Here is a 15918-nt window from a genome sequence, read left to right on the forward strand (position 1 = left end):
TTCATCCTTATTATTAATTATTAGAACATTTGTATTAATGAGACGACAACAACAAGTACAAAGAATACCACTAAGTAATTTAGTGAATATATAAACATTTTTGTTGCCCATTTTGTTTGATCTGTGCCCTTTTTAAAACTTGTTAATCCCATGTATAACCATCCTAAATTTAATAGTGAGGCTAACACGATAAATGTAACACCTAAATTACTTAATAAAAATGGTAATGGTAATAACAATACAAGCCAGATGAACATACTTACTCTTGTTCGTTTAAAACCTTTAACTGAAGGTAACATTGGAATATTAGCTAATGAATATTCATCTTTACGTTTGATTGCTAATGCATAAAAATGAATGGGTTGCCAACAAAATACAACTAAAAATAATGCAATTGCTGCAACACTAATATTACCCTCAATAGCAGTCCATCCAATTAAAGGAGGTACAGCACCAGGAAAACTTCCAATAACCGTATTCCAAACTGTGTGGCGTTTTGACCAAATTGAATAGAATGAGACATACCCAACTATACCTAATAATCCGATAACACCAGATGGTATATTTAAGGCAAATAATAATGCTTCCCCTATCAACATCATTCCAAAGCTAAGAATTAATAAATTTCTATTTGAAATTCTATCATTGACCGTTGGTCGTTGTTGCTTACTTGGCATGATACTATCAATATCTTGATCATAATAATTGTTCACAGCACAAGCGCCGCCCATAATAAGCGTTGAGCCAACAATCATCATTAAGATTTGTGGTATTGACGAGAGAAAGGAATGATTTGCCATCACAATTGCAAGCCATGAACCAGCAAAAGCAGGAACTAAGTTACCTTGCACAAGTCCCATTTTTATAATCTGTTGCAACTCTTTAAAGGTTACACGACTTGTATTATGCGACAAAGTTTGTTCTTTGTTCATAATCCCCCTCCTATTTTTTTCATATAATACAATGATATATTAAATTAATGCCTTTTACTACATTTATAATAATTTATTTGTGACACTTTAAAGACAATAATAAATCGTCATTTTTATGACACAACTAATTAACGTTTTCTTGTTATAATAATCCTTGAGATTTATTTAACGTTAAACAAGTATGTCTTTTGGGAATATCATTTACAAACTTTTCAATCTGAATTTGTATTAACTGTGATACTAGATTTATTATCCCAATAGTTTTATTAATAAGTGGGGTGTTAATTATTGTTTAACAAGAAAAACCTGAAATGGTTATCTATACTAGCAACATTAATCATGACATGGGTACAACTTGGTGGCGCACTTGTTACTAAGACCGGATCGGAAGACGGTTGTGGTTCAGATTGGCCATTGTGTCACGGTGCATTACTTCCGCAAAATTTACCTATACAAACGATTATTGAATTAAGTCATCGTGCCGTTTCAGGGTTATCATTAATTATTGTTTTATGGTTAGTTATTGTTGCCTGGAAACATATCAGTTACATCAAAGAAGTTAAACCACTTTGTATCATTAGTGTTGGTTTCTTACTTCTTCAAGCTTTGATTGGTGCAGCAGCAGTTATGTGGCAGCAAAATGCATACGTACTCGCATTGCATTTCGGTATTTCACTCGTTTCGTTCTCATCAGTATTTGTATTAACATTGATTATTTTCGAAGTCGATCGCAAATACGAAGCTGATGAACTATTTATCAGAAAACCATTAAGAATATATACATGGTTGATGATGTTAATCGTATACTTAACTATTTATACAGGTGCATTAGTTAGACATAAAAAGGCCAGCCTCGCATACGGTCAATGGCCATTACCATTTAATGATTTAATGCCACACACAGTACAAGATTGGGTAAACTTTACTCATAGAGGCATGGCATTTATCGCATTTATTTGGATAATGTTGACATTCATTCATGCAGTTAATAATTATAGACATAATAGAACCATTAGATATGGTTATACAGCAGCGTTCATCCTTGTATTATTACAAGTCACGACTGGTGCTTTATCTATAATCACACATGTAAACTTATTTATTGCACTGCTACATGCATTATTTATTACATTGTTATTCGGCTTAATTGCTTACTTTGTAATACTCATGCTACGCACAATTCGTAGTGGCGGATAAGTTAACGGGTTCATTAAGAAATATACTTAAATCAAAACCTTAACATATCTTCTAATTAAATAAATAGAATGACGCGTGAACTTTACGATGATAACTTTTATTAACAAGAAACGTCAATTCCTAATGAAATAATAATAGGAATTGACGTTTCTTCTTTTGTTAAATTTTCTGCTGTTTCATTAATATAAAGCATTATAACCATCATATTTATCTAGAACACTAAATAAACGCTTTGATTTATAGAAACATTTCTGAATCTAAAAATCAAAGCGTTGTGTTGTTTATCTAATCGATAGCTCGGACAATAATCAACCTAATCTACTGGCTCTTTTTCAATTTCTATTAATAAATCACCTGTCTCAATGGCTTCACCACTTTGTACAGTAACTTTCTTAATGACACCATCAAATGGCGCTTGTATTGTTGTTTCCATCTTCATTGCTTCAGTTATCAATAATGCTTGACCACTTGTGACATTTTCACCTTCTGCAATTTTCACTTCTGTAACTGAACCTGGCATCTGAGCCCCAATATGATTAGGATTCAATTTATCAGCTTTTGGTTTCACACTTGCATTAGCTTTTACATTTTCATCTTGTATAAAGATACGACGAGCTTGACCATTCATATCATAGAATATAGTACGTACACCTTTTTCATCCGGTTCAGTAATAGTCTTTAATGTAATAATAAGTCGCTTACCAGTATCAATTTCAATTTCAACAGTTTCATTAGAACGCATACCAAAGAAGAAGGTTGGTGTATCTAATAATGAAACATTTCCGAATTGTTCTTGTGTCGCAATAAACTGTTCATATACTTTAGGATATAAAACATAACTTATAATATCCTGTTCAGTAACTTCACTTTGTTGTTTCTCTTCTAATTCTTTTCTTACAGCTTCAAAATCAACAGGTTCTAAATACTCCCCTGGACGGTCTGTTAAAGCAGTTTGTCCTTTTAAGATAACTTGTTGTAGCTCTTTATTAAATCCATTAACCGGTTGTCCGATATCACCTTTAAAGAAGGATACTACAGATTCAGGAAAGTCTAGTTTATGTCCATCTTTAATTACTGCTTCCTCATCTAAATCATTTTGAACCATATACAACGCCATATCGCCGACAATTTTAGAAGATGGTGTTACCTTCACCAAATCGCCAAATAAGAAATTCACTCGACGATACATGTCTTTAACTTCATTAAAGCGATTACCTAATCCTAGACTTTTCGCTTGTTGTCTAAGGTTTGAGTATTGGCCACCTGGCATTTCATGTTTATAGATTTCAGTGTTTGGTGACTTAATATCACTTTCAAAATCGCTGTAATATTGACGTACTGTACCCCAATAATGTGATAATTCTTCCATTCCTTCGATATCAGCACGTAAATTTCTATCAAAACCGTTTAATGCATAATATAATGCATTTCCACTAGGTTGACTCGTTAAACCACTCATTGATGCTACAGCTGTATCTATTACATCAACGCCAGCATCGATTGCTTCTTTATAAATCATCAAGCCATTACCACTAGTATCATGCGTGTGCAAATGAATCGGTAAGTTAACTGCAGATTTCAATTCTCCAACTAATTCATATGCTGCTTTTGGTTTCAATAACCCTGCCATATCTTTAATTGCCAAGATATGGAATCCTTCACGTTCCAATGTTTTAGCCATATTCACATAATATTCTAATGTATAGAGATCAGAGCGTTCAGGGTTTAAGATATCTCCAGTGTAACAAATTGTACCTTCTGATATTTTACCAGCTTCTTGCACCGCTTCATTTGCTACTTTCATTTGATCAACCCAGTTCAATGAATCAAAAATTCTAAATACATCTACACCAGCATCTGCACTTTCGGCAACGAATTTTTTAATCACATTATCTGGGTAATTCTTATAACCTACCGCATTTGAAGCGCGTAATAACATTTGGAATAAAACGTTTGGAATTGCCTTTCTAAGACGTTCTAAACGTTCCCAAGGGTTTTCCTTAAGGAAATTAAATGCAACATCAAACGTTGCACCACCCCATAATTCTAATGAAAAGTTATCTTTCATTACTTGAGCTGTTTTTGATGCAATATTCATCATGTCTTTCGTACGTACTCTTGTTGCCAGTAATGATTGATGTGCATCTCTAAATGTAGTATCTGTAATTAATACATCTTCTTGTTGTTTCAACCAATCAGCAACTGCTTTAGGCCCTTTTTCATCAAGTAATTGCTTTGTACCTTGAAGCTGTTCGATTTCTTTCTTTGCCACTTTTGGTATTGGTGATGTTTCATAAATCGGTTTCGGACGTTTTTCAACATTTGGAAAACCATTAATAGAAACATTTCCAATATACTCTAGTGTTTTTGTTCCACGGTCAAGCGTTGGTTGAATATCAAACAATTCAGGTGTATTCTCTATATACTTCGTTGTGTAATCGCCTGTTTTAAATTGAGGATGTCTCATCACATTTATTAAGAATGGAATATTGGTTTTAACACCACGAATTCTCATTTCTTGTAGTGATCGGTCCATCTTTTCATCAGCTTGCTTAAACGACATAGCATGTGTGGATAATTTAACCAGTAATGAGTCATAATATGGTGAAATTTCTGCACCTTGGAAGCCATCACCTGCATCAAGTCTAACTCCAAAACCACCACTTGAACGATAAGCACTAATTCTTCCTGTATCTGGCATAAAGTCGTTCGTAGGATCTTCAGTAGTGATACGACATTGAATTGCATAACCTAACGTGACAATATCCTTTTGCTCAGGCATATTGATTTCTTCATCAAATAAACTTTCTCCATCAGCTACAAGTATTTGCGTCTTAACAATATCTACACCTGTAATCATTTCTGTAATAGTATGCTCTACCTGAACACGAGGATTCACTTCAATAAAGTAAAAATCTTCACCAGACACTAGGAATTCAACTGTCCCAGCATTAACGTATTCGATATGTTTCATAAGTTGTATCGCTGTATCACAAATACGTTCTCTTAGTTCATCAGATAGTGCTACAGATGGTGCTACCTCAACTACCTTTTGATGACGACGTTGAACAGAACAATCACGTTCATATAAATGAACAATATTCCCATGTTCATCACCAATAACCTGTACTTCAATATGCTTAGGATTATCGATATATTTTTCAATATATACTTCGCTATTTCCAAATGATTTCTCTGCTTCAGATTTAGCACGGTTAAAACCATCTTCAAGCTCTTCACTTGTACGCACAATACGCATACCTTTACCGCCACCGCCACTTGTTGCTTTAATCATTAGTGGAAAACCAGCAGTTTCAGCAAATGCTACAGCAGCTTCATAATTTTCAATTGGTCCATCTGTACCAGGAATTACCCTTAAGTCTGCCTTAATTGCTGTTTCTCTAGCTTTGACTTTATCACCAAACATATCTAAATGTGATACATGTGGTCCAATAAATTTAATGCCTTCTTCGGCACATCTACGCGCAAATGTTTCATTTTCACTTAAAAAACCATACCCCGGATGAATCGCATCCACTTCAGCACGCTTTGCAACTTCAATAATTCTCTCTATATTCAAATATGAATCTGCAGGCCCTAAATCTTCACCTACTAAATAGGATTCATCAGCTTTATATCTATGTAAAGACCCCTTATCTTCATTAGAATAAATAGCAACTGTTTTAATATCTAATTCGGTTGCCGCCCTAAAAATTCTAATCGCAATTTCCCCACGATTGGCCACCATAAGTTTGTTTATTTTTTTCAAAACTTGGTCCCCCTTAAAAGTTTGAATTTTCTAAAAAGTTTGATATTGAATACATTATAGCAAAATACGAACAATGTAAACAGTAAAAAAATCTCACACTTTTTGTTGAATATGACAATTGAAATACCATTAAAGTTGTTTACACTAGTAATTAAATTAACTTTGATTGAGTGATAAACATTGTTTTAAAGCTATTTCTAGCTTATTGTATCATAACTAACAGATAATAAAAAGTTATATATTACGATAAGTTTTTGTTATCATTTATAGTCAGCGTTCTAACTTTTTCGAAATTTATGTGATAATATAAAAAAATAAGCAAACGTTTTCAATGTCTAAACATTGAAATGTTTGCTTATTTTTGTCGTATCAAATCATTTATTAAAACGATTAAATTTTCTAGGAACTTCTACGTTTTTTTGTTGTTTTCTTGCTTGCTTTCTACGATATTCTTCTATTTTAATTTGTTTCGCAGTGATTAATAATAATCCCATAGCAATACTTAAACTAATCATTGAAGAACCACCAAAGCTGATAAACGGCAATGGAACACCTGTTAGTGGGATTGTCCCAGAAATACCGCCTAAGTTTACAAAGGTTTGACTTCCTATATAACTGGCAATACCGACACAAACTAATTTATAGAAGAACGAAGGTGTTTTATTCGCTAGTTGGAAGGCCCTGTATACGATAAAGAATAATAGGCAGATGACAAACAAACCACCGATAAGTCCTAATTCTTCACAAATAATTGAAAAGATAAAATCTGTGTGTGGTTCAGGTAAATAACCTAATTTCATAATACTATTACCTAAGCCCCTACCAAACAGACCACCATTACCTATTGCAATTAATGAGTTTGAAATATGATAACCTGTTCCAGATTCTTTACTAAATGGATTTGCTAATGTACTAAAACGTGCAGTCAAGTAATCAGGTACTAGACCTAATAATAAGAATAACCCACCAATGATAACGATCCCAGTTAGTACTATCAAACCATATTTAATAGACTTTTCTACACCAATACCAGCATAAAATAAAATTGAAAAGAAAATAACTAATATAAGTAACGTTTGACCAACATCTCGTTGTAAAAATACGAGCCCAATACAAAATGATGCCAAAATAATTGGCGACATTAAAATTCTCGGCTCTTTAAACACTTGCGGTCGTTTCTTCTCAATCATATAAGGTATGTACAATATAATCGCAATCTTCAATAACTCTGATGCTTGCAAATTCATAAATCCTAAGTTAATCCAACTTTTAGAACCATTGATATTACTACCAATGACTAAGGTTGCACATAATAATAGAATGATGCCTCCCATCATCCATTGTTGAAACTTTGTCTTTTCCAAAAATTTCACGTTCATAAAGAAAGCCATAAAAAAGACGAGTATCAAACTCATAATGACATACATCAATTGTCTAGTATAAAAATATGTCCCTGATACGGAAACACCACCAGTTAAGGTCCCTTTTGTTGCAGCTACCATGCTGGCGCTATAAACCATAACCAATCCAATAAGACACAGTAATAAATATGTAATTACTAGTGGATAGTCGATATATTTAGCGTTTTTGCCTATATATCGAAAAAATTGCTTTATGTTATTCATTTGACATATCATCCAATTCTAATTTTTAATATCTTATTTTTAAATTTGCAGATTGCATTTTTATTTATTACTTTTTCTTTAAATTTAGTATCTCTATAGCACTATTTAAATTTTATTGTAGTAAGAAAGTGCGCTTTTTACATTATATCAAACATTGTCATAATTTCTCGAATAAATATATCATAAATTATAACTTTTTAATGCTTCGATTTCTAATAATTTCAGAAATAACAAAAGTGACTGCGAAGCAATCAATTATAAATTGATGTTCCAGTCACTTTGCCTGTACTTTATGTAGCTTTAATATTACTACAAAAAAATATTTATTTTAGATCTGGACTTACGCCATACCAGTTTTGAATATTACAAATTAAACATTCGTAAATGCATCATGCAATTTAGAAAGTTCTTTTTCTAATCGAAGCATTAATCCTTTGCCCGCTTCACTGTCAACTAAACCAAGTTCAACAGCGAAATCTACTTCTTTTTGTAATCCAAACATCTGAGTATCGAGTACTTCTTCATACAATGGGCATTGTGGTAATGTAAGATTGTCCATTTGTACTTTAATAAGTTGGAGAATCCTATCAGCATCTTTATTCAACTGGTCATATGCCGCATTATTTAAATCCTGACTCTTTACCATGACATACTCCCCCTATCAATTGTAACTTTATAAATAAAAGTGTATCTTACTGAATAGTAAAAAGCAAGAGTATTCAGTAATATACTAAATACGCTTATGTGTGATAAAATTATATTTAAAGTTAATTTTACATTCACAATAACTAAAGCATACTTCATAAATTGCCTTCTGCTCTAAAGTAAGCGTTTTTATTTACTAGCTTATTTTAGTAAAAGGTAATGAGCTAATGTAATAATGATAATTTTTCGTCACAAAATATTCATTTATTATCGTTGAGTCATTGTTACTCAATATTAGTACTTAATGATTCAAATGATATATTTAATATTATTAATACATAGAATAGTTCAATAGTTATTGTCGAGATTTATCAATAGGAGTGGGATTATGATTCAAATTAAGGGAGCAGTAAATTTTCAAATCACATTAGATAGTACAACTTGGATCTTTGACGACCGTAAGGTACAAATCGAAGACTTGGAAAATGGCGTTTTTGATGGTACCAAACCCATCGCTTTTGAAGACAATAGAGAATGGAATCGTGCAATATTAGAAGGTCAAACCAATCCACCGACACTGAACTCTGAGATTAAATATAAAAAAAGAGCAGTTCTTGAAGGTTCATTTGTCATTAATATGACACCATTTTTCAAAAATGCAGAAATTCAAGAAGGTGCACAACTCATTCGTCTTTCTAATAGCGACCAATCGATTGATGTACCAATTGATTTATTACCATATTTATTCTTCCAATTTTCAAAGGATGGAAAACGTTTATATGATGATAATGCTGTTGATAGCTTTGTATATATTCCAGATCAAGGTTACGATTATCAATTCGAGCATGTTACCCATATTGAGGTGATTTAAATTTGAAACAAGTTCAATGTATCATTTGTGATACGAAGGTTTTTATAGATGAAAACACACTAGAAGCAAAGAGATTGAGAAATGATCCAATGCATACCTTTATGTGTGACGAATGTAAAAGTAGATTAGACACACCTAAACAACGCAACCAAACCTATACATTTAATCATTTAGCTAAAGAGTAGTCATCACAAAACCCGAGTTATATGTTAGTAATGTAGTTAGCCTATTCATGTGATAATTCATGCTATGCACATTAACTAATATATGACTCTTTTTTATAATAAGGTACTAGTCGTTTTATCAATTTAATGAATGATGAAATTTAAAACTGTTATGTTATATGCATGTTGCAGTATAAAACGTGGATAAATTTTTATTGTTTATTAAAAATAAACTGTGCTTTTTTGTATTCTTTACCTAATTTTAAATTTAGTATTTTTTCTAAATTAAGAAGATGTAAGGTATGTATCAAGGTTATGAGGTGATGTCTCTACTCTAAGCATTCTAGCTATGTTCGCTATATTTATACGAAATATTAAAATAAAGAATGCCAACCCAAAAGATTAAAATTTAATCTTTTGGATTGGCATTTTTCAATGATTTATATCCGTAACTCCTATTGTAGTGAATAATCTAATGAGCGATTATATTTACATTTAAGAGATGAAAACTTCATTTATTCTTCTTCTTGCATCATTTGTTTTAAACGTTTAGATTCTTTTTCACGTGCTGACTTTTCTAAGATTGTTTTTCTAATACGAATACTTTCTGGCGTAACTTCTACTAATTCATCATCATTAATAAATTGTAAAGCTTCTTCAAGTGTTAATACTCTTGGACGTTTCATTGTAACTGTTTGATCTTTTGTAGCCGAACGAACGTTAGTTTGATGCTTTTCTTTTGTAATGTTTACAGTTAAATCATTTTCGCGGTTATGTTCACCAACAATCATACCTTCATATACTTCTGTACCTGGTTCCATAAAGTTTGTACCGCGATCTTCAAGTCCCATAATGGCATATGAACTAGCTTGGCCTTGATCCATTGATACTAATGCACCATTTCTACGTCCACCAATTCTACCTTTAACACGTGGTCTAAATTCTTCAAATGTATGGTTAATAATTCCATATCCACGTGTTTGTGACATGAATTCTGTTGTATAACCAATTAATCCACGAGCAGGTACCATAAAGATAATTCGCGTTAAACCATTATCTGTAGTAACCATATCCAACATTTCACCTTTACGTTGGCCTAATGATTCAATAACTGCACCTGTATATTCTTGTGGTACTTCACATTGTACACGTTCAAAAGGTTCACATTGAACGCCATCAATTTCTCTAATAATAACTTGAGGTTTAGAAACTTGTAGTTCAAACCCTTCACGACGCATATTTTCAATTAAGATTGATAAGTGTAATTCACCACGGCCAGCAACAATCCACGTATCTGGAGAGTTTGTTGGAGTAACTTTTAATGAAACATCTGTTTCTAATTGTTGATCTAATCTTTCTTGAATTTGACGTGCAGTTACGAAGTCACCTTCACGACCTGCAAATGGTGAGTTATTAACTTTAAACGTCATTTCTAAAGTAGGCTCATCAATTCTAAGGACAGGTAACGCTTCTTGGTGATCGTGCGGTGTTACAGTTTCACCTACGTTAATATCTTCCATTCCTGAAACTGCGATTAAATCACCAGCTTGTGCTTCTTTAATTTCTTCACGTTTCAAACCGAAGTAACCAAAGATTTTTGTAACACGGAAGTTTTTAACTGAACCGTCTAATTTTAATAGAGATACACTATCTCCTACACGCATTGTTCCACGGAATACACGACCTACACCAATACGTCCAACATAATCATTATAATCTAATAATGCAACTTGGAATTGTAAAGGTTCGTCTTTATTATCTACAGGTGCTGGTACATAGTCGATAATAGTTTCATACAATGATTGCATGTTTTCATCTTGCTTTTCAGCATCTAAACTTGCAGTACCATTAACTGCAGAAGCATATACAACTGGGAAATCTAATTGTTCGTCTGAAGCTTCTAATTCGATAAATAAGTCTAATACTTCATCCACAACACCTTCAGGTCTTGCTTCTGGTTTATCAATCTTATTGACTACTACTACTGGTTTTAGATTTTGTTCTAAAGCTTTTTTCAATACAAAACGTGTTTGAGGCATTGTACCTTCGTAAGCGTCAACAACTAATACAACCCCATCAACCATTTTCATAATACGTTCAACTTCGCCACCGAAGTCTGCGTGTCCTGGTGTATCTAGGATATTAATTCTTGTCCCTTTATAATCTACTGCTGTATTTTTCGCAAGAATAGTTATACCACGTTCTCTTTCTAAATCGTTTGAATCCATTGCTCTTTCATCTACATGCTCATTTTCACGAAAGATACCTGATTGTTTTAATAATTCATCAACTAGTGTTGTTTTACCATGGTCAACGTGAGCGATGATTGCTATGTTACGAACATCTTCTCTTAAATTAGTCATATTACAATTTCCTTTCTCGAGTAAATTCCCACTTTTCTTTGCAACTTTTTTATTATATCATATAATTGGTTAAAGAAAACTATAAAGGTGTGGTTGGGATGCAACAAAAAAAATCTAAAGCAATATTTTGGGTACTCGCTGTCGTAGCGATTGTATTCTTGCTTTTATTTAGCTTTAGTCTAGCAGCTACAAATGTTCCACTGATGATTTTAACACTTATATTATTCATTGCAACATTTGGTTACGGTTTCACGTTAAAAAAGAAATATCGTGAAAATGATTGGCTGTAATTCACTTTAAAAATTAACTTGTATGACAAAGATAACCATTCAAACACCTAAGAAAAAACATAAGCTTCAAATTATAATTAACAAAGCCCTTAAATGAAACATCAATTTCATTTAAGGGCTTTGTTCTTTTATAAATACACTCACTTATGACCTGTTAAACGTTGTTGAATCAACTCTATAATCTCTTTATTTTGAGGAAAGTGATGATATACAAGTTCTTCGTGAAGTTGAGGATTTGCCATAACAATTGAGTTGGCTCTGAATAAGGATAATGGTTGTCCTTGTAAATCAGTACCAACACCTTCTACTTCATTTAATATAATTAAACCACCTGCAAAATCCCAAGGTTGTAACCTAGGTGTTATATATGCTGCCAACCTTCCTGTTGCAACATGAATAATTTCTAATGCTGCCGAGCCATATGCTCTTGCACTTCTTGCTTCATCAACAATTGGCTTAAATACATCTTCTAATTTCGGCTTTGTTAACCAATTGGGATTTATACCGATAATACTTTTCTTTAATGTTGTTGATTCTATAGGTGCAAGTGGCGTTTCATTTTCAAATGCACCTTCACCTACTTTAGCGTGATACAATACATCATTCATCACATCAAAGACAAAACCTGCATATGGTTTGCCATCAGAATAAATGCCTATAGATATAGCAAAGTTCTCCTTTTGATGTACAAAATTCAGGGTACCATCGATTGGATCAACCACCCAGATAATACCTTGTGTATCAGTTAATTCATGTCCATGACCTTCTTCACCTATCACTTTGTGTTCAGGATATGTCTTTTTTATTGTATCATATATAAATAATTCAGTTGCTTTATCTACATTAGTAACTAAATCATTAGGATTAGATTTCGTTTCAATTTCTATGTCTTGTTTCATAATTTTTTTAACATTATTGCCCGCTTCTAAAATCAGACCTTTTGCAAATTCATAAACTGTCATAGTCTCAGCTCCTTAACACTTCTATTATACATTACTTATTACATAAAAAGGTAACGGACGTATTTTTATCTATTTTCTTCATTATATGTATAAGTCCTATTTGAAATTTACATCCAATATCGCTAATAATTTTGTTATACCCTATTTATTATCCCTTCACACGCGTGTTTACATTGTTTAACTTTGAAACAAACCAAATGTATGTTCTTAAATAATGTGCTACAATACAACCAAACTATGAAGTTGTACAGGAGGTTAATATGACAAAATATACTTTTAAACCTAAGGATTTTAAATCATTCCAAGTAGATGGTTTAGATGCACGTATGCAAGCACTCGACGAACATGTTCGTCCACAGCTCACTGCACTTGGAGAGTACTTCGCACAATACTTAGAGACAACTACTGGCGAGCAATTCTATCCTCATGTTGCTAAACACGCACGTCGAAGTGTTAATCCACCAAAAGATACATGGGTTGCCTTTGCTACGAATAACCGAGGCTATAAAATGTTACCACATTTTCAAATTGGCTTATTTGAAGACCAATTATTTGTAATGTATGGTGTAATGCACGAAGCTAAAGATAAAGCCCAACGTGTAGAAGTCTTCGAAGATAAATTTGATGCAATTAAACAATTACCTACAGATTATAGCGTAAGTTTAGACCATATGAATCAAACAAAGACATATATTAAAGATATGTCTGACAACGAACTACATAAAGCAATTGATCGCGTTAAAAAAGTTAAAAAAGGTGAATTCTTTATTGCTCGTACTTTAACACCACAAGCAGCAGAATTAAAATCTGACAAAGCCTTTTTAAGCTATTTAGAAGAAACATTTGAACAACTACTTACTTTCTATAGATAATTCAAATTATCTCTCTATATAAAAGCCATGAATTAAAAATGCCGAGCCTCTTCATATGGCCCGGCATTTTTTATACTTTGCTGTAACTACTACTAATAAATGTATGGATCGTCATCTTTTTTTCTTTTACGTTGTTGTGTTTCCTCATCAAAGGTATTATTGTTGCTATTTCTATTATGTTGCTGATCATTATTGTTGAATGTTTCACCATGATTGTTATTTGTGGTCTTGTTGTTTGGTCTTCTAGCGAATAACATGATACCTGCAATTAACCATAAAATTAATGCAATCAAGTTACTTGAAAAAATAGCTGTCAATGCTGCTACAATTAATAAACATGCAGCTAAAACTCGATTTTTCTTAATTAAAAATGTACCAATTACACCTAATAGCAATGAAACTAACAAATAAATTGTCAATAAAGTCAATGAGGCTTTGAACGTACCTAATGACATCTCTAATCCTTGTTGTTGATTCATTTGATTAAAGATTTCTTTAAAATCAGGTACATTAATCATGAACAAACATAGTACGATAAACAATAAATATACAATACTTAAAGCATTGGCAATCCAAGATAGTATCTTTTCTGCTTTTCTATTCATCTTACTCCTCCTCTCAATGCTTTTCTTCTATCATAGCAAATTTTCATAAGTTTAAACATTCAAGTCAACTATTAATTTTAAGCGTTCAATATAGTACAATTCAAACAATTTCCAAATATTTTAGGTTGACCTAATATTTTTTTTGGGTTAATCTGATGATTATTAAGTTTTATATTGGAGGTGAGGCAATATGTCTCAACAAAATGATACACAACAAAAAAGTATGGACGAAATAAACAATACAGTTACTGTTGTTTCAGACGGTAAGTTCAGTCAAAAGCTATTGTCATATTTAGGACCGGGACTATTGGTTGCTGTTGGCTATATGGATCCTGGGAATTGGATTACATCTATGCAAGGTGGCGCACAATTCGGATACATTTTGCTATTCGTGATTTTACTTTCAAGTTTATCAGCTATGTTATTACAAAGTATGACTGTGAGATTAGGAATAGCAACAGGTATAGATTTAGCCCAAGCTACAAAGCACTACCTCAATAAACCCATGTCCTTTATATTTTGGATAATAGCAGAACTCGCTATTATTGCGACGGATATTGCAGAAGTTATTGGAAGTGCAATTGCACTCGACTTACTGTTTGATATTCCTTTACTTGTAGGTGCTTTAATCACTGTGTTAGATGTCTTTTTACTGTTATTTATTATGCGTTTTGGATTTAGAAAAATTGAAGCGATTGTCGGTACATTGATTTTTACTGTACTGGTTATTTTTATATTTGAAGTATTTATTGCTTCGCCAGATGTTACGAGTATGTTAAATGGATTTGTTCCTCATAGTAAAATTATAACTGATAATAGTGCCTTATTTATTGCATTAGGTATCATCGGCGCAACAATTATGCCCCATAATCTATATCTACATTCATCTATCGTACAAACTAGAATGTATGATAGACATGATATGAAATCAAAAGCGCAAGCTATCAAATATGCTATTTTGGATTCCAATATACAATTATCGATTGCATTTGTAATAAATTGTCTATTACTTATCTTAGGGGCGGCACTTTTCTATGGTGTAAATACTGAAAAACTGGGTGGCTTTTATGATTTATACACTGCATTACACCATCAACCAATTTTAGGCGCATCTCTTGGAGCAATAATGAGTACTTTATTTGCTGTTGCCTTGTTAGCTTCTGGCCAAAATTCTACAATAACTGGTACTATGGCTGGACAAATAGTCATGGAAGGTTTTATTAATTTAAAAATACCAAATTGGTTGAGACGTTTAATCACTAGATTACTTGCAATACTTCCTATTATTTTCTGTTTAATCATTTTCAATAGCAATGAAGCAAAAATGGAACAATTGCTCGTCTTTTCTCAAGTATTTTTAAGTATAGCCTTACCATTTTCACTGATACCATTACAACTTGCAACAAACAATTATGGATTAATGGGTCAATTTAAAAATAAAACTTGGATCAATGTAATCTCATGGATACTTATAACAATATTAAGTATTTTAAATATTTATCTTATTGTTCAAACTTTCCAAGAATTATAACTAACACTTAGATTATATATACTAGAAATCCCCCAAAAATTCCAATGAATATTTGGAGGGATTTTTTATATCAATGTTTGTTAGCGTTATGA

Annotated in this window: 13 protein-coding genes; 6 read left to right on the forward strand and 7 right to left on the reverse strand. The window is 32.4% G+C overall.

Annotation, left to right across the window (positions count from 1 at the left end; translation table 11 throughout):
• Positions 1 to 20: 20 nt before the first annotated feature.
• Positions 21 to 932 (reverse strand): heme o synthase, encoded by a 912-nt coding sequence (gene cyoE, locus JN168_RS08600; RefSeq protein WP_107513445.1) that lies wholly within the window; start codon positions 930 to 932, stop codon positions 21 to 23.
• A 288-nt stretch (positions 933 to 1220) separates the two neighbouring features.
• Here cyoE and JN168_RS08605 point away from each other — a divergent pair, with 288 nt between their 5' ends.
• Positions 1221 to 2129 carry a COX15/CtaA family protein gene (locus tag JN168_RS08605; protein ID WP_042738974.1) on the forward strand — a complete coding sequence of 303 codons (909 nt, stop codon included), beginning with the start codon at positions 1221 to 1223 and terminating at the stop codon, positions 2127 to 2129.
• Between the two features lie 313 nt (positions 2130 to 2442).
• On the opposite strand, the gene JN168_RS08610 is transcribed toward JN168_RS08605, so the two are convergent.
• The 3 genes from JN168_RS08610 to JN168_RS08620 all read right to left on the reverse strand — a co-directional run bounded on the left by JN168_RS08610 (position 2443) and on the right by JN168_RS08620 (position 8169).
• Positions 2443 to 5898, reverse strand: a complete 3456-nt coding sequence (locus JN168_RS08610; protein WP_042738975.1) for a pyruvate carboxylase — start codon at positions 5896 to 5898, stop codon at positions 2443 to 2445.
• Between the two features lie 374 nt (positions 5899 to 6272).
• Positions 6273 to 7523 (reverse strand): cell division peptidoglycan polymerase FtsW, encoded by a 1251-nt coding sequence (ftsW, locus tag JN168_RS08615; RefSeq protein WP_042738976.1) that lies wholly within the window; start codon positions 7521 to 7523, stop codon positions 6273 to 6275.
• A gap of 370 nt (positions 7524 to 7893) precedes the next feature.
• Positions 7894 to 8169, reverse strand: coding sequence for an Fpa/YlaN family protein (locus JN168_RS08620; RefSeq protein ID WP_042738977.1), 276 nt, complete (start codon positions 8167 to 8169; stop codon positions 7894 to 7896).
• A gap of 387 nt (positions 8170 to 8556) precedes the next feature.
• On the opposite strand from JN168_RS08620, the gene JN168_RS08625 reads away from it, so the two are divergent.
• Both JN168_RS08625 and JN168_RS08630 read left to right on the forward strand, forming a co-directional pair.
• Positions 8557 to 9039 carry a hypothetical protein gene (locus tag JN168_RS08625; RefSeq protein WP_042738978.1) on the forward strand — a complete coding sequence of 161 codons (483 nt, stop codon included), beginning with the start codon at positions 8557 to 8559 and terminating at the stop codon, positions 9037 to 9039.
• Positions 9040 to 9041: 2 nt separating this feature from the next.
• Positions 9042 to 9224: a YlaI family protein gene (locus tag JN168_RS08630; protein WP_042738979.1), complete on the forward strand. Its 183-nt coding sequence runs from the start codon at positions 9042 to 9044 to the stop codon at positions 9222 to 9224.
• 494 nt (positions 9225 to 9718) lie between these two features.
• On the opposite strand, the gene typA is transcribed toward JN168_RS08630, so the two are convergent.
• Positions 9719 to 11566, reverse strand: coding sequence for a translational GTPase TypA (typA, locus tag JN168_RS08635; protein ID WP_042738980.1), 1848 nt, complete (start codon positions 11564 to 11566; stop codon positions 9719 to 9721).
• A gap of 98 nt (positions 11567 to 11664) precedes the next feature.
• Between typA and JN168_RS08640 the strand changes: the two genes are divergently transcribed.
• Complete coding sequence (locus tag JN168_RS08640) at positions 11665 to 11856, forward strand: DUF5325 family protein (RefSeq protein WP_042738981.1); 192 nt, start codon at positions 11665 to 11667, stop codon at positions 11854 to 11856.
• Positions 11857 to 11996: 140 nt separating this feature from the next.
• Here the strand turns inward: JN168_RS08640 and JN168_RS08645 are convergent, their stop codons facing one another.
• Positions 11997 to 12818 (reverse strand): inositol monophosphatase family protein, encoded by an 822-nt coding sequence (locus JN168_RS08645; protein ID WP_042738982.1) that lies wholly within the window; start codon positions 12816 to 12818, stop codon positions 11997 to 11999.
• A 260-nt stretch (positions 12819 to 13078) separates the two neighbouring features.
• Here JN168_RS08645 and JN168_RS08650 point away from each other — a divergent pair, with 260 nt between their 5' ends.
• Complete coding sequence (locus JN168_RS08650; protein ID WP_279525774.1) at positions 13079 to 13690, forward strand: YktB family protein; 612 nt, start codon at positions 13079 to 13081, stop codon at positions 13688 to 13690.
• 92 nt (positions 13691 to 13782) lie between these two features.
• Here JN168_RS08650 and JN168_RS08655 read toward each other — a convergent pair whose 3' ends face one another.
• Positions 13783 to 14295 carry a DUF4064 domain-containing protein gene (locus JN168_RS08655; protein ID WP_279525775.1) on the reverse strand — a complete coding sequence of 171 codons (513 nt, stop codon included), beginning with the start codon at positions 14293 to 14295 and terminating at the stop codon, positions 13783 to 13785.
• Between the two features lie 190 nt (positions 14296 to 14485).
• Here JN168_RS08655 and JN168_RS08660 point away from each other — a divergent pair, with 190 nt between their 5' ends.
• The gene (locus JN168_RS08660) at positions 14486 to 15826 is read left to right on the forward strand and encodes an Nramp family divalent metal transporter (RefSeq protein WP_279525776.1); all 1341 of its coding nucleotides are present in this window, start codon (positions 14486 to 14488) and stop codon (positions 15824 to 15826) included.
• Positions 15827 to 15918: the final 92 nt, after the last annotated feature.

Source organism: Staphylococcus gallinarum, from assembly GCF_029774255.1.
In the GTDB taxonomy this organism is placed as follows: domain Bacteria; phylum Bacillota; class Bacilli; order Staphylococcales; family Staphylococcaceae; genus Staphylococcus; species Staphylococcus gallinarum.

What these genes read in the sequence shown, in the direction of transcription:
- cyoE (WP_107513445.1), bottom strand. Translation starts at nt 932, where the DNA reads ATGAACAAAGAACAAACTTTGTCGCATAATACAAGTCGTGTAACCTTT.
- ftsW (WP_042738976.1), bottom strand. Translation starts at nt 7,523, where the DNA reads ATGAATAACATAAAGCAATTTTTTCGATATATAGGCAAAAACGCTAAA.
- JN168_RS08620 (WP_042738977.1), bottom strand. Translation starts at nt 8,169, where the DNA reads ATGGTAAAGAGTCAGGATTTAAATAATGCGGCATATGACCAGTTGAAT.
- JN168_RS08625 (WP_042738978.1), top strand. Translation starts at nt 8,557, where the DNA reads ATGATTCAAATTAAGGGAGCAGTAAATTTTCAAATCACATTAGATAGT.
- typA (WP_042738980.1), bottom strand. Translation starts at nt 11,566, where the DNA reads ATGACTAATTTAAGAGAAGATGTTCGTAACATAGCAATCATCGCTCAC.
- JN168_RS08640 (WP_042738981.1), top strand. Translation starts at nt 11,665, where the DNA reads ATGCAACAAAAAAAATCTAAAGCAATATTTTGGGTACTCGCTGTCGTA.
- JN168_RS08645 (WP_042738982.1), bottom strand. Translation starts at nt 12,818, where the DNA reads ATGACAGTTTATGAATTTGCAAAAGGTCTGATTTTAGAAGCGGGCAAT.
- JN168_RS08650 (WP_279525774.1), top strand. Translation starts at nt 13,079, where the DNA reads ATGACAAAATATACTTTTAAACCTAAGGATTTTAAATCATTCCAAGTA.
- JN168_RS08655 (WP_279525775.1), bottom strand. Translation starts at nt 14,295, where the DNA reads ATGAATAGAAAAGCAGAAAAGATACTATCTTGGATTGCCAATGCTTTA.
- JN168_RS08660 (WP_279525776.1), top strand. Translation starts at nt 14,486, where the DNA reads ATGTCTCAACAAAATGATACACAACAAAAAAGTATGGACGAAATAAAC.